The sequence below is a fragment of the Anaerolineales bacterium genome (genome assembly GCA_003105035.1).
Classification (GTDB): Bacteria; Chloroflexota; Anaerolineae; order Anaerolineales; family UBA4823; genus FEB-25.
On sequence record PQAL01000038.1, the window covers coordinates 113,399 to 127,421 of the forward strand.

A 14,023-nucleotide genomic window follows, 5' to 3' on the forward strand; every position below is an offset into this window, starting at 1 on the left:
ATGAGCCGGAAAATCACGGGCATACTTTATATCCTCTCTTTTGCCATCTTACCCTGGTTGGTTTTCTCGCCATCGATTAATCTGACCACAAGCTTAGCCGTGCGCCTGGGCTTGTTCGCCGTGCTTTCGCTGATAGGTGCTTACCTGTTCAGGCTTACCTGGCCCAGGTACGGTTGGGCAGGTGCCCTTTTGATTACATGTCTGGGGTATACCACGGCATATAAATTGTCTGGCTTCATCCCCGATGTGTCTTCTTATCCTTTCTCCTTGGGTTGGTCGGAGGGCAGCCGCTATTATTACGCCTCCTTGTGGCTCTCAAACCTGCTGTATGGGATTTCCTTACCACCTTCTGTGCTGCATCCCAGCCGCTATCTGCTCCAGGCAGTGCCGCTCCTTATTCCGGAGTCATCAATCTGGCTAAGTAGATTCTGGCAGGTGATGTTATGGTTGCTGACCACGACATTAACCAGCTATCTGCTGGTACGCCGGCTTCGCCTGTCTGTTCACGGGAAACCGTTGGTCATCATCCTCAGCACCCTGCTGTGGGGCTTTCTGTTCCTGTTCCAGGGGCCAGTCTATTACCACTTACAGCTCATGCTGATCCTGATCCTGTGGGGGTTCGACAGCCAGCGTTTCTGGCGCAGCCTGATCCTTGTATTGGCCGCCTCGCTTTGGGCAGGCATCAGCCGTGTGAACTGGTTACCGGTGCCGGGATTGTTAGCCAGTGCATTGTACATTCTGGAAGTACAGGCACGAGGTAAACCGCTGATTCGCTACCTCGTTCCTCCTGCCATATGGGCAGTTGCTGGTACCTTCACTGCCTATGCCAGCCAGCTTGCCTACCAGTCATACTCCGGCAACCCGCAATCCTGGTTTGGCTCCAGCTTCAGCTCCGATCTGCTGTGGTATAGGCTACTGCCTAATCCGACATACCCGATGGGCATCCTGCTGAGCGCCATCCTGGTATCCCTGCCCATCCTGGGTTTGATCTTATTACGCCTGGTCAGCCACTGGCGTGAGTTCCATATTCTGCGCCTGATAGGGCTGACGGCTATCCTGGCTGTGCTCTTCGCCGGTGGTGTAATCGTCAGCGTGAAAATTGGTGGCGGGAGCAACCTCCACAACCTGGATGCTTACTTATCCCTGTTGATGGTGATTGGTAGCTATATCTACTTCGACCGCTTCCTGCCCGATCAGCCAGCGGCAGTAAAGGTCGATGGTGATTCTCTGCCGAGAAGCAGCAAGCCATTACGCACAATCGAAGCGCTATTCCTGGCAGGTGCCATCATTATTCCCATTTATTTCACACTGAGCACTGGCGGCCCAATCCCCAAGCGCGATTATGCTGCTGCCCAGGTGGCCCTCTCGGCGATCAAAACCGCTGCCAGGCAGGCGATCGATCAGGGTGGTGAAGTATTATTTATCACCCAGCGCCAGCTCCTGACCTTCAAGCAAATCCCAGGTATTCCATTGGTGCCAGATGATGAGCTGGTCTTCCTGATGGAAATGGCCATGGGTGGCAACGCTGATTATCTCAATGCCTTTTATGCCAATATCAGCCATCAGCGCTATGACCTGATCGTTTCAGAACCCCTCGTCATCCAGTACCAGGGCCGTAGTCACAGCTTCGGTGAGGAGAATGATGCCTGGGTAAAGTCCGTTTCTGAGCCGGTTCTTTGTTTTTATGAACCAGGCGTCACATTGGAATCAGTCGGGGTGGTTTTATATACGCCTCGTTCCACCCCATGCAGGTAAATGCGATAATTAATTATGTACTGGTTTTCCCGTAAGGATCTGGCTGATTTTATTCTTTACCTCTTGCTTTCAGGCGGATGGGCGTTAGGCGGAGTGCTGCTAGTCAGGTATGCCTTCAAGCTTCACCGCGTGGAACGGATTATCATCGGAGTAGCGACCGGCTTCGTGCTATTTATTTCTATCAGTAACCTTATTGCTCACTTCGTACCCCTGTCAGTTGCTTTTTGGGCAGCCTCGCTCCTGATCCTGACAGCGGGGCTTCCGCTAGCATGGCGATCGAAAAATCAGCCCTTGATCAGTAAAGCTGACCTGCGTAGTATCCCCCTATGGATAGCCTTTCTGGGAATCACCGCTTTATTCACACTGATCTTACGCGGGCAATCAATATTTGACGAGTATCTGCAGCTTCCATTGATCTCTATCATGGCTGCCGGTGATATTCCACCCCATTTTTACCTCAACCCAAGCTTCTTCTTAGCCTATCATTATGCCATTCAAGTCTTCGCAGCCAGCCTGGTGAAATTGTCCCATTTCTTCCCCTGGAGTGCCTGGGATATGAGCCGGGCGCTCGTGTTTGGGTTAACCGTGGTTCTGGGTTGGATCTGGGTTCGCAAAGTCACCCGCAGCCGGCTGGCTGCCTGGTTGGGAACATTTTTGTTCACCTTCGCTGGTGGAGCACGCTGGCTGCTTTTGCTCTTACCATCTTCATGGCTGAACTGGATAAGCCATGGAGTGTCAATGACCGGTTCAGGATTGACCACTGCTGCTAGCGTAGTGGAGGCCTTGCACAGCTCTTGGGCAATTGAAGGTGGAGGTCCGGTTGCCTTCCCGTTTGCCTTCCATAATGGCATTTTTATCCCCACATTTTTCACCCTGGGTGGATCAGGCGAATTGCCATTCATGATCATCTTCCTGATGCTGCTATTAATGCCGCATGGGCTCTTTCAACCAACCGGATTAATCATTTGGAGCATACTCTTCGCCACGCTGGCACTAAGCGCAGAACATATTTTTGCGATAGTTTGGTCAGGTATTGCATTGGCATTATTAATTGCTTTCTTTTTTCGAAAGCGCTTGTACAAATTATTCCCATATTCATTGACCAGGCAATGGCTGGGTGTCCTCATCCTGTCAGGTATCTTAGGGTTGGTCCAGGGCGGCTTTATCACCGAAACATTCCGCAACCTGATCACTTCAATGCTGGTTGTGCCATTACAAAGTTATAACGCGGGTGGTTTTTCACTTCGCTGGCCGCTGGGGTACCCTTCAGCCCATTTTGGTTCCCTCTCACTTTCTAATCCCGGGCAGCTCGTAATCTTACTATTTGAGCTAGGGCCTGTGATTGTGACTGTTCCAATAATATTAATGGGTTTGAAGAAAAACCTTCAGCACAAGGAATGGCTCATTGCTGGTTTGGTGATTAGCGTGGTTATCGGATTATTATTCCCGCTGTTCATGAGATATGAAGTAGATCGCGACCTCACCCGTATGCTGTCCGGTGCTCTATGGCTTAGCCTTGTGGTGAGTTTCCCCGTCCTATGGAGAGCGTTATCGCACATCCATCCAGCTGTTGTTGTTGCTCTCTCGCTTGGGTTTCTGATCTGCACCTTGGGGGGCATGGTCATTTTTCGAATCCAATTGTATTCTTTACGAACTCCACAATATGCCTACTTCATCGATGGACTTGACGCCGGCTTTACGAAAAGCTTCTGGGACAACTTGCCAAAAGATGCCCAGGTTCTCGACCGGCTTCCGGAGCGAGCGGTTACAATTTTCGGGCGCGCGGTTCGCTCCAATTCCAGTATTTACGACCCTCTGCCAGAGTGGCAGGCTCTGATCACCGATCCGGAACCCAAACGCGTAGCGGCCGCCGGATTCGACTACCTGTATATTGACCCTATCTGGTGGGATGCCCTCAGCCCTTCGCAACATGCGTATTTTTCGCAACCATGTGCTTATCTCCTCGAAAAAAGCCAACAGGATAACAACACAAATTTTCGTTACTTGGTTGATGTCAGCACCTGCAAAGTGTCACCTTGATCGTTAATGGTAACTAACCATAAAACTATGATCTCGTGAGGAAAAATTATGAAAATTGATTATCAAGAAACCACTGGCGACCTGCTCACCCGCATTGATATCCATAAAAAATATGGGGGTCGAGATATTGATGAATGGATGCTCCACCTGCTAAACCCCCAAAAGGGCTCCAAGATCCTCGACATCGGTTGTGGCGCCGGAAAACAATGCTTCTTGTTCTACAAGGCATTACAAGGCGAGGCCGATATTACCGGTGGGGATGTCAACCAGCAACTCCTTGAACAGGCTCGCCAGGAAAACGCCAAAATTGGTAATCGCATTAAATTCATTGACCTGAATTTCAACCAACGCTTCCCGTTGGAAGATAATCAGTTCGACCTGGTCACTTCCTGCTTCGCCATTTATTACTCAGAAGATATCCCTTTCACCATCTCTGAGATGCAGCGCGTGATTAAACCAGGTGGGAGGTTGTTTACGACCGGCCCCATGCCGGAAAACAAGCAGTTGTTTTACGAGATCATCACTGAAGCGACCCATAAGCCCATCCCACCTATGCCGGGCAGCTCGCGCTACTCCAGCTTGATCTATAAAGCCGTTCAACGCCTGTTTTCAAATGTTGAGATCCAGATCTTCGAGAATCCCCTCACCTTTGAGGCTGTTGATCCTTTTCTGGAATACACCCGTGCTTCCCTGTCCGAAGATCGCCGGCTGTGGAAGAACCTGTTCGAAGATGCCGGCGGATTTGAGAAGGTAATGCAAGCTATTAAGTCTGCCGCTGAAAAGCGCCTCGCCCTGGATGGAAAATTGGTCATGACCAAGGTGGTGGGTGGTTTTATCGCCACCAAATAGCTGGATGGTTCTCCTTCATAAAGTAAAGACAGCAGAAATCGATTTCATCCCGTTATATAATACTCACAGGTAAATGCCTGGTAATTAATGAAAACCCAAACTGGTCTATCCGTGGTATACGACAGCACCCGCCGGGGCTCAGTGGTCATCGAAGAGCTGCGCGAGATCCTCAATTACCGCTATCTCGTCTTACAGCTGGTTCGCCGCGATATCCTGACCCGCTATAAGAGATCTTTTTTAGGCGTCGCCTGGACCATGCTCAACCCACTGGGCATGATGCTGGTCTGGACCATCGCCTTTTCCCATTTCTTCCGGGCGGGTGACCTGCCTTCCTACCCGACATATGTGCTCAACGGCTTGCTGGCCTGGAACTTTTTCAGCCAGACCACTACCGCCTCCATGGTGAACCTGGTTTGGGGTGGTGGCTTGCTCAACCGCATCTACATCCCGCGCACGGCTTTTGCGGTTGCAGCCATGGGCACCGGCTTGGTGAACATTACCCTTTCCATGGTACCCCTGATTGGGGTGATGCTGGTAACGGGTGTGAAGATCCACCTTTCGATCCTGTTCACTCCGATCTCCGTGCTGATCCTGGCTGGTTTCGCCCTGGGAATTGGATTACTGATCTCCACCCTGGCAGTATATTTTCCTGATATTGCCGAGATGTACCAGATCCTGCTCATGGCCTGGATGTTCCTCACCCCAGTTATGTATCCAGTGACAATTCTGCCTGAGGCTTATCGCTTCTATCTCACCACGCTGAACCCCATGTATCACATGGTCCTGTTGTTCCGCATCCCCATCTATTTCGGGCGCCTACCCACTGCTCCCGAGTTACTGATACCCCTCGGGTTGTCCTTATTCTTCCTGACGCTTGGCTGGTTGGTGTTCACCAAGAAATCGGATGAATTTTCTTACCGGATCTAATTGCATGCCCGACCAGTCACCCTCCCCAATCCTTGAAGAACCCATCATTGAGCTAATAAATGTCTCGGTGAGATACCGCGTACCCCAGGAACAGATCGGTACTTTTAAAGAATATGCCATCCGCTTATTGGAAGGCAAGGTTAAGCATCGCAGCTTCAATGCCCTCAACCAGGTCAGCCTGAATGTAAATCGCGGCGAAGTATTCGGTTTGATCGGCCATAACGGGGCGGGCAAGAGCACCCTGCTCAAACTGGTGGCGAAGGTCATCCGCCCAACCGGCGGGAGAGTCATTGTTAGGGGCAAGGTGGCCCCTCTACTGGAAGTCGGTGCCGGGTTCCACCCCGAGCTGACCGGCCGTGAGAATATCTTCTTAAATGGTGCCATGCTGGGTTTCAGCCAGGAGGAGATGAAGGAGAAATTCCCCCGCATTGTCGAATTCTCTGAACTAGGCGATTTTATCGATGCACCCCTGCGCACCTATTCCTCCGGCATGTCAGCCCGCCTGGGGTTTGCCGTGGCTACTGATTCCCAACCCGATATCCTCATTGTGGACGAGATCCTGTCGGTGGGTGATGAAGCTTTTCAGCATAAGAGCTACGAGCGTATTCAAGCAATCAAAGCCCAGGGTGCCACAATCCTGCTTGTCTCCCATTCAATGAGCGTGATTGAGGGGATGTGCCAGCGGGCTGCCTGGCTGCACCGCGGCCAGGTGATCTCGCTCGATGACGCCAAGCCGGTCGTAGACCGTTACCTGGGCTTGGTCTCTGAAGAGGAAAGCCGCCAGTTGATGGCTGCCAGCCACCTGGAGCAGCAAGCCGAAGGCCGGGCAGACAAACCCATCGAGATCCGCCAGGTGCGAATCCTGAATCAACAAGGCCATGACCAGCAGGTGTTCCACACCGGCGAATCCATGCAGGTGCAGGTCGAATACGTCGCCCATCAGGCTATCTCCTCACTCGAAGTCGGGATCGCTATCCACCGCCAGGACGGCTTACACATAACCGGTCCGAACACCGCTTTTGATGGGCTTGACATCCATGCTCAACCAGGGGTTGGCGGTGTGCTCTATACGATCCCATCAATCCCTCTGATGGAGGGCATGTATAAGCTATCCGCTGCTCTGGTCAACCGGGCCGGTAATATCATGCTGGACTATCATGACCAGTTTTACACCTTCCGTATCAACAACCATGGTCACGGTATGCGTGAGCGTTATGGGGTCGTGACCATGAACGGCGAGTGGCATTTGCTTTGACGGCCAATGAATATATCTCAACATGCGATCAATATTCGGGGCGAAGAGCACGCATGACAGCCTTATACGATAACCTCAACCTGGTCTATCATCGACAACGCTGGGGCAGCGATCGGCTGGATGATTCCCAAGAAATATTTCAGCAACTCGCTGAGCGGATCATCCTGGATCTGCATCCCGGGTCTGTCTTGGATGTAGGCTGCGGTTCAGGAGCGTTGGTCAGGGCGCTGCGCCAGCGTGGTGTCGATGCCTGGGGTACCGATGACCCTGGCACCTCCATCCAGGCTTTCATTCCAGAATTCCAAGCATTCTGTCAGCTAGCTTCAGTACTGGAGCCATTGCCACAATCCCACTATGACCTGATCGTGTGCATTGATGTCCTTGAGCACGTCTCCAACGAGCATACCGCTCAGGTTGTTGAAAACCTGTGCTCACATGCCGATCAAATCTTGTTTTCTTGCATTCCCCTGGAAGTTGGAGCAGGACCACATGCCAATGTCCAGCCACCTGAAGCTTGGGCAGAGATCTTCTACCGCTTTGGGTTTCAGCATGACCTTGATTATGATAGCTCTTTCATTGCTCCCTGGGCAATGCGTTTCGTCAGGACCCAACTTGCCTTGAAAGACCGTATCCAGCTCTACGAGCGCAAGCTCTGGCAGCTATCCCAGGAGGTGAGCCTGCGCCGCGAGCTGGCCGTGGAGTACAAGCTTGAGCTCGCCAAAAAAGAGATGGACCTCCAATCCTGGAAGCCCCAGCATCTTCAGGCGGAGCTGGATGCCATCCGCAACAGTACCAGCTGGCGCATCATTACACGCTTCCAACGCTTGCGCGAGTGGCTCATTCCACCGGGCAGCCGGCGGGAAACTTTCATGCGCAGGATTTTTTATGGTTTTTCTGTGCTACACCGGGAGGGAGTGAAAGGCTTTATTGCCTTATCCGTTGCCAGGTCGAAGTCGAAGATTGAAATCCAATCCAGCCGGCTTCGTAATCGTTATCGGCTGAGGCACGCCAAAGTATCAGGTACCGGCCAGTCTTGCTCCATCGCTGCTGTGGAAGTGCGCCCTCCACTCACCGCCCACACATGCAGCGTAGATATTATCATCTGCGTCCACAATGCCCTGAAGGATGTTCAACACTGCCTGGCATCGCTCTTCGAAAACACCACTCAACCCTACCACTTGATCCTGGTGGATGATGGTTCTGATTCTCCAACTGCCCAATACTTGCATGAATTTTCAGAAGCCCACCCAGCCCTGTTATTACGCTCAGACACTGCCACCGGTTACCCGTCTGCAGCCAATCGCGGCATGCAAGCCTCAACTGCCGAATTCGTCGTCTTGCTCAACAGCGATACCATCCTGACACCTGCCTGGTTGGACCGGTTGGCAACCTGTATCCAGACCGATCCAGCCATTGGGATGGTAGGGCCTCTGTCGAATACTGCTTCCTGGCAATCCGTGCCCCGGATTGAAGATGATGGCGATTGGGCATCCAATCCCTTACCCGCCGGGCTATCGCCTGCAGGCATGTCGGACCTGGTCGCCTCAAAATCAGCAAGGCTCTACCCCGACATGCCGCTGTTAAACGGTTTCTGCTTGATGATCAGGCGAAAATTATTGGATCAGGTCGGTTACTTCGACGACGTGGGTTTCAGCCAGGGGTATGGAGAAGAAGATGACCTGGTACTCCGGGCGCGGAAGCAAGGATGGAAGATGGCCCTGGCAGACGATGTATATATCTACCATGCCCAATCAAAATCCTACTCGACCGAGAAGCGCATAGCTCTTGCAGAACGCGCTCAAAAGGTGTTGCGCGAGAAGCACGGTGAGAAGATCATTGCCCAGGGGGTGAAGTTTTGCCGTCAGGCACCCGTCTTGGAAGGCATCCGCGCCAGAGCCCAGGTAGCTTTCGAACGTGATCAATGCATCCGTAGATGCCGGCAGTTCGCCGGAAAGAAGCTCCTGTTCATCCTGCCTGTCAACTGTTCAGGCGGAGGCGCAAATGTAATCCGCAGTGAAAGCATCGCCATGCAGCAGATGGGTGTGGAAGTGTCATTCTACAATCAGCCCGCCAATCGGGCAGGCTTCGAAATGGCCTATCCTGATCTGGCTCAGTCGGTTATCTATGGCGAAGCAGAATACCTGCCAGCCGTCGCCCGGAATTTCGATGTGGTGATCGCCACATATAACCCCACCGTTAGCTGGCTGAAGCAGCTTGACACTCTGGATTCGCACCCAATCCTTGGTTATTACATCCAGGGTTTTGAGCCGCTGATGTACGTGAAAGGCAGCCAAGCTTATAACATTGCCCTTGAATCGTATTCGTTGCTTGAGAACATACGTTTGATTTCGAAAACCGACTGGACCCGCCAGCAGGTCCAGCGCGCCAGCGGTCGTGAGTGTCGGGTGATTGGACCCAGTGTGGATATCGACCTGAACCGCCCTCGCCCGAGAACTTCACCGCTCTGGCCTGTTGGTCCCCTAAAGTTGACAGCGATGATCCGCCCCGAATCACCATACCGTGAGCCTCGCAAGACCCTGGAGTTGCTCCAGAGAGCTGTGGAAAAATATAAGGGCGAGGTGGAGGCCAACCTGTTCGGCACGCCTCCGGATAATCCGGCCTTCCTCGAGCTTTCTTTAGGGTTCCCGTGGAAGATGTACGGTGTGCTCAACCCTTCCCAGGTAGCGCATTTACTCAGCCAGACAGATATTTTCATTGACTACTCGTCACACCAGGCAATGGGTCTGACTGCCATGGAAGCCATGGCGTGTGGATGTGGGGTGATCGTCCCCCACAACGGTGGTGCGTCCAGTTACGCGGTCCACGAAAAGAATAGTCTGATTGTGGATTGTTCATCCTTCGAAAACGTCTGGTCAGCTTTGCAACGGCTCATCCAGGATGAAGGCTTACGCAATCGGCTGCAACATAATGCCATCCATGATATCTGCGCCTTTTACCCTGAACGAGCAGCGTTGAATATCCTACAAACACTATTTACTGGGTAAACTGACAGACAGTTCAGACCGCCTCTCATGCCAGCCTCAGATTCGCCATCCAAAACAAATATCTCTACCAATACCCGGGCGAGCAACCCATCCAACCCTGTCACCCATGTGATAAAAATTATTCGGCAGGAGGGATTGCTCCGTTTCTTTGTGCTCGCCTTCAATAAAGTCATCTGGCAGCTCAGGTTTTACCTGACCTTGATTCGTTTCAAGCTGACCACTCCCAAGGGTGCTGGTCTGATTAAGATTGAGGATGTCAGTCAGAGTGAGCGGGCTGCCGACCTTCGACAAGCTGACCTGACACAGGATGAGCGGGTCAGGGATGGCAATCGCTGGTCTGAGCACTTTCTTATAGAGCGCACCGGCTTGATCAGCGCTGGTAAGGCTCGATTTGTCCATCGCCGGGTCTTGTTTATCCTGCCCATCCAGGGCGTCGGTGGCGGGTCTAACTCAGTCTTCCTGGCGGTTAAAGCCATGCAGAAAATGGGTGTGGATGCCCAGATCATGAACCTCCAGGCATACCGCAAGCCATTCGAAAAAGCCTATCCGAACATCGATGTGCCTCTCTTCTTCGGTGAGATCAGTGACATTCCTGAATTGGCAACCGGTTATGACGCCGTGGTTGCTACTTCCAACGTAACCGTCGGTTGGATCGCGCCTGTCCAAAAATTACACCCCGAAATCGTCATCGGTTATTACATCCAGGATTATGAAGCTTATTTTTATCCACCCGGATCCGAAGGCTATCAGACAGCCGCCGCTTCGTACACGCTCATTCCCGGCCAGGTACGCTGCGTCACCACCCGGTGGATCTATGACCAGATCAGGCAGCACCATAACATTGACTGCCACCTGGTGGGTGGTCATATCGACACCGACCTTTTCCGTCCCCGCCCGCGCCTTCCCAGCCAGACGATACGCATCGCTGCCATGATCCGCCCGGTTTCCGAACGCCGTAATCCCCGCCTGACCATGGAAATCCTGCGCCAGGCCAGCCAGTTGTATGGGGCCAGGCTGGAATTCATGTTGTTCGGCTGTGAGCCTTATGACCCTGACTTCCTGCCCCTACCCAGAGATTTTCCCTGGCGCCTGGCTGGCGAGTTACGTCCTGCCCAGATTGCCAACCTGCTCAACCAGTGTGATATCTTCGTGGATTTCTCCGTATTCCAGGGGTTGGGCCTGACCGCCATGGAATCGCTGTGCTGTGGGCTGGCCGCTATCGTCCCCGGGAAAGGTGGTGCAAGCACCTTCGCCAGGCATGAAGAGAACTGCCTGGTCGTCGATACCAGCGACCAGCAGGCGTGCCTCAAAGCGTTGCAGCACCTGATCGATGACGATAGCTTACGCCACAAGCTCCAACAGAATGCCATCCCCAGCGGCCTGCAGTTCTACCCTGAGTTGCCGGCTTTTAATCTCCTTCAGGCGCTCTTCCCAGGGGATAAGTGATGAGCATCCCGGCACATGTTTCCGCTGTTATTGATTGGTCAACATATCCAGCGATGAAGGGGTGGGGTTCCCGTGCCTGATCCCGGTCAGCTCGTCGATATAACATCCCAGGAAGTTAACAAGCCAGCTCCCATGCTCAGCTATCTCCAGTATGGCTGGTCCCTTATCCGCCGTGAAGGACTGGGTTTTGCTGTTAAGCGCTTTTGTCAGCTGGTCTCCTGGAAAGTGAAGGTCTTCCTGCGCTACATCCATATCGGACGTAGCATACCTCCAAAGGATCGCATCCTGGAAATCGGTGATCTCACACCTACAGACATGCACGCCGCTCCCGTCGGTTCACCTGCTGGACCAGGTGATATCGATATAGCAGATCTTGCCCAAACGCCTGCCTTCCGCGATCGTTTGATCCAGCTCGCCCGCACCATCCATGAACAGCACCTTCCTGAGCGTGAAGCGCTGATTCAGGAGGGGCGCCAGCTGTTTTCAGGGCAAAAAGTCCTTTTCGTCTCCCCCATCCGGGTCTTGGGCGGCGGAGCTAATCTGATCTTTCTGGCTGCCCAGGCTATGCGCCGTATGGGCGTGGATGCCCAGATTCTCAACCTGAATGTCCATCGAAATTGGTTCGAGGGTCATTACCAGCAGCCGGATGTCCCGGTGATCTTCTCCGATATCGATACGATCCCACGCATAAGCGGGGGCTTCGAGGCTGTCATCGCCACATCCAACCCCACCGTCGCCTGGCTTGCTCCGCTGGTTGGCCGGCTACCAGCCCCAACAATCGGCTATTACATCCAGGATTATGAGCCATATTTCTACGAACCTGGCAGCCATGAATATCAAAAGGCTGCTGATTCATACAGCCTCATCCCGAATGCCTTACGCATGGTGACCACACCCTGGATTTCCGAGCAAATCCAGCGCCATCATCACATCGATAGTGTGATTGTCGGCGCGCATATGGATACTGACCTGTTCCAGCCTCAGCTGAACCTCGAACCTGCCTGGCCCGCTCGCCCCTTGCGTATCACTGCCATGATCCGCCCCACCACTCCCCGGCGTAATCCCCAGCGAACCATGGCTGTCTTGCAGCGCTTGAGCCAGAGCCACGCACCACAGCTTGAATTCCGCCTGTTTGGCTGCGATCTTTCCGACCCAGGGTTTTCATCCCTCGAGCAAGATTTCCCCTGGAAGCTGGCTGGGCAGCTACGCTCATCCCAGGTAGCTTGCTTGTTCAATGGAGCAGACATTTTTGTGGACTTCTCAGATTTCCAGGCATTTGGATTGACCGCCCTGGAAGCCATGGCTATGGGACTGGCTGTCATCGTTCCCTCCAAGGGTGGTACCTCTATCTATGCCGAGCATGACCAAAACTGCCTGCTGGTCGACACTCAGGATATACAAGCTTGTCTGGAAGCTCTTCAGCGGCTGGTCGAAGATGTTACATTGCGTGCTAGGCTCCAATTGAACGCTGTTTCCACGGCTGCCCGGTTTTACCCCGAGCTACCTGCCTTGAACATGCTAAAAGTTTTATTTCCCAGTCGATTATGAGCAATAAGATAAGCAAGCTTCCCCACATACACGTAATCTACGAATCCGGGCCTGATTACCGCCCTTATAGCAGCTCCTTCCTGCGCCTGATCCGGCCGCTCACCCACCCCCTGGTGCAGGAGCATCTATCCACCAGTTTCGGTCTTGATTACAACAACGAACCAGCTGACGTTGTTATTATTGATCGCCTATGGAGAAGTAACGTCAGCTTAAAGCTTGTCCAAGACCTGGTCAATAAGATTCGCTTCAAAGGCGCTCACCTTGTATATAGTGTGGATGATAATTATCTCGACTTGCAATCACTTGATCAGGTTAAACCTGGTTCTGAAACAAGTTCCATCGTGACCTTCCTGCTTCAACAGGCTGATGCAGTGCTGGTGACCACCCCTGCCCTGTCCCAACGCTTCCAGGAATTCAATCCCAAGATTTACATCCTGCCCAACCAGCTAGATGAGCGCTTGCTGGTCATCCGCCAGCCTGCACTTCCCGCTCAATTAGCTGACAGAATTCAAATCGTCGTCGGCTATATGGGTACCTTCACTCACGATTCTGACCTCATGATGATCTTGCCCGCGCTGCAGTCCATCGCCCGCAGATACCCTCACCGGGTGCAATTCCAGGTTGTCGGTGTGATAAACAATGAGGACATAAAAAACGAATTGAGCTCCTTGCCACTACGCTTCGTTTATCCCCACCGCGAAGAGCACGAATACCCGTTGTTCATGCCATGGTTTACCGGGCATGTTCATTGGGATATTGCCATTTCTCCCCTGCTAGCTGATCCATTCAATGACTGTAAATCCGACATTAAATTCCTGGATTATGCTTCCATTGGTGCAGCAAGTATCTTTAGCAATGTTCCAGCTTACACGGCTAGCGTTCAGCATCAAAGAAACGGGTGGCTTACTGAGAATACCCAACTGGGTTGGGAAGACGCCTTGAGTAATCTCATCGAGAAACCTGACCTACGCATTGAGATTGCCCAGTGTGCATATCAATATTTATACTCAAGTCGCATCCTGGCACATAGGGCAGGTGATTGGGTCGAGATATTCCGTTCGTTGTGGTAGTTTATCTGCGCGTAAAATCTTGGATGACCTTGGTTTTCAATGTGTAATCCGTAATACAACAACGAACGATAAGCCGCACCTGTCACAAATAACCTTGACAAACTATATGAATGCCCTTTCGTTGAGGA

General features: G+C 52.5%; 9 protein-coding genes. All 9 read left to right on the top strand.

The window, feature by feature from the left end:
- The 9 genes from C3F13_17345 to C3F13_17385 all read left to right on the top strand — a co-directional run bounded on the left by C3F13_17345 (window position 1) and on the right by C3F13_17385 (window position 13,895).
- Window positions 1-1,755 (top strand): hypothetical protein, encoded by a 1,755-nt coding sequence (locus C3F13_17345; protein ID PWB50232.1) that lies wholly within the window; start codon window positions 1-3, stop codon window positions 1,753-1,755.
- A 15-nt stretch (window positions 1,756-1,770) separates the two neighbouring features.
- Window positions 1,771-3,795 carry a hypothetical protein gene (locus C3F13_17350; GenBank protein ID PWB50233.1) on the top strand — a complete coding sequence of 675 codons (2,025 nt, stop codon included), beginning with the start codon at window positions 1,771-1,773 and terminating at the stop codon, window positions 3,793-3,795.
- A 48-nt stretch (window positions 3,796-3,843) separates the two neighbouring features.
- Entirely contained in the window at window positions 3,844-4,644 is an 801-nt protein-coding gene (locus C3F13_17355; protein PWB50234.1) for a hypothetical protein, read from the top strand.
- Window positions 4,645-4,731: 87 nt separating this feature from the next.
- Window positions 4,732-5,571, top strand: coding sequence for a hypothetical protein (locus tag C3F13_17360; GenBank protein ID PWB50235.1), 840 nt, complete (start codon window positions 4,732-4,734; stop codon window positions 5,569-5,571).
- Window positions 5,549-6,826, top strand: a complete 1,278-nt coding sequence (locus C3F13_17365) for an ABC transporter ATP-binding protein (GenBank protein PWB50236.1) — start codon at window positions 5,549-5,551, stop codon at window positions 6,824-6,826. Before C3F13_17360 ends, C3F13_17365 begins: the two co-directional genes overlap by 23 nt.
- A 53-nt stretch (window positions 6,827-6,879) precedes the next feature.
- Complete coding sequence (locus tag C3F13_17370; GenBank protein PWB50237.1) at window positions 6,880-9,831, top strand: hypothetical protein; 2,952 nt, start codon at window positions 6,880-6,882, stop codon at window positions 9,829-9,831.
- A 27-nt stretch (window positions 9,832-9,858) separates the two neighbouring features.
- Complete coding sequence (locus C3F13_17375) at window positions 9,859-11,277, top strand: hypothetical protein (protein PWB50238.1); 1,419 nt, start codon at window positions 9,859-9,861, stop codon at window positions 11,275-11,277.
- Window positions 11,278-11,409: 132 nt separating this feature from the next.
- Window positions 11,410-12,825: a hypothetical protein gene (locus C3F13_17380; protein PWB50239.1), complete on the top strand. Its 1,416-nt coding sequence runs from the start codon at window positions 11,410-11,412 to the stop codon at window positions 12,823-12,825.
- Window positions 12,822-13,895 (top strand): hypothetical protein, encoded by a 1,074-nt coding sequence (locus C3F13_17385; protein ID PWB50240.1) that lies wholly within the window; start codon window positions 12,822-12,824, stop codon window positions 13,893-13,895. The genes C3F13_17380 and C3F13_17385 overlap by 4 nt, the downstream gene beginning before the upstream one ends.
- Window positions 13,896-14,023: the final 128 nt, after the last annotated feature.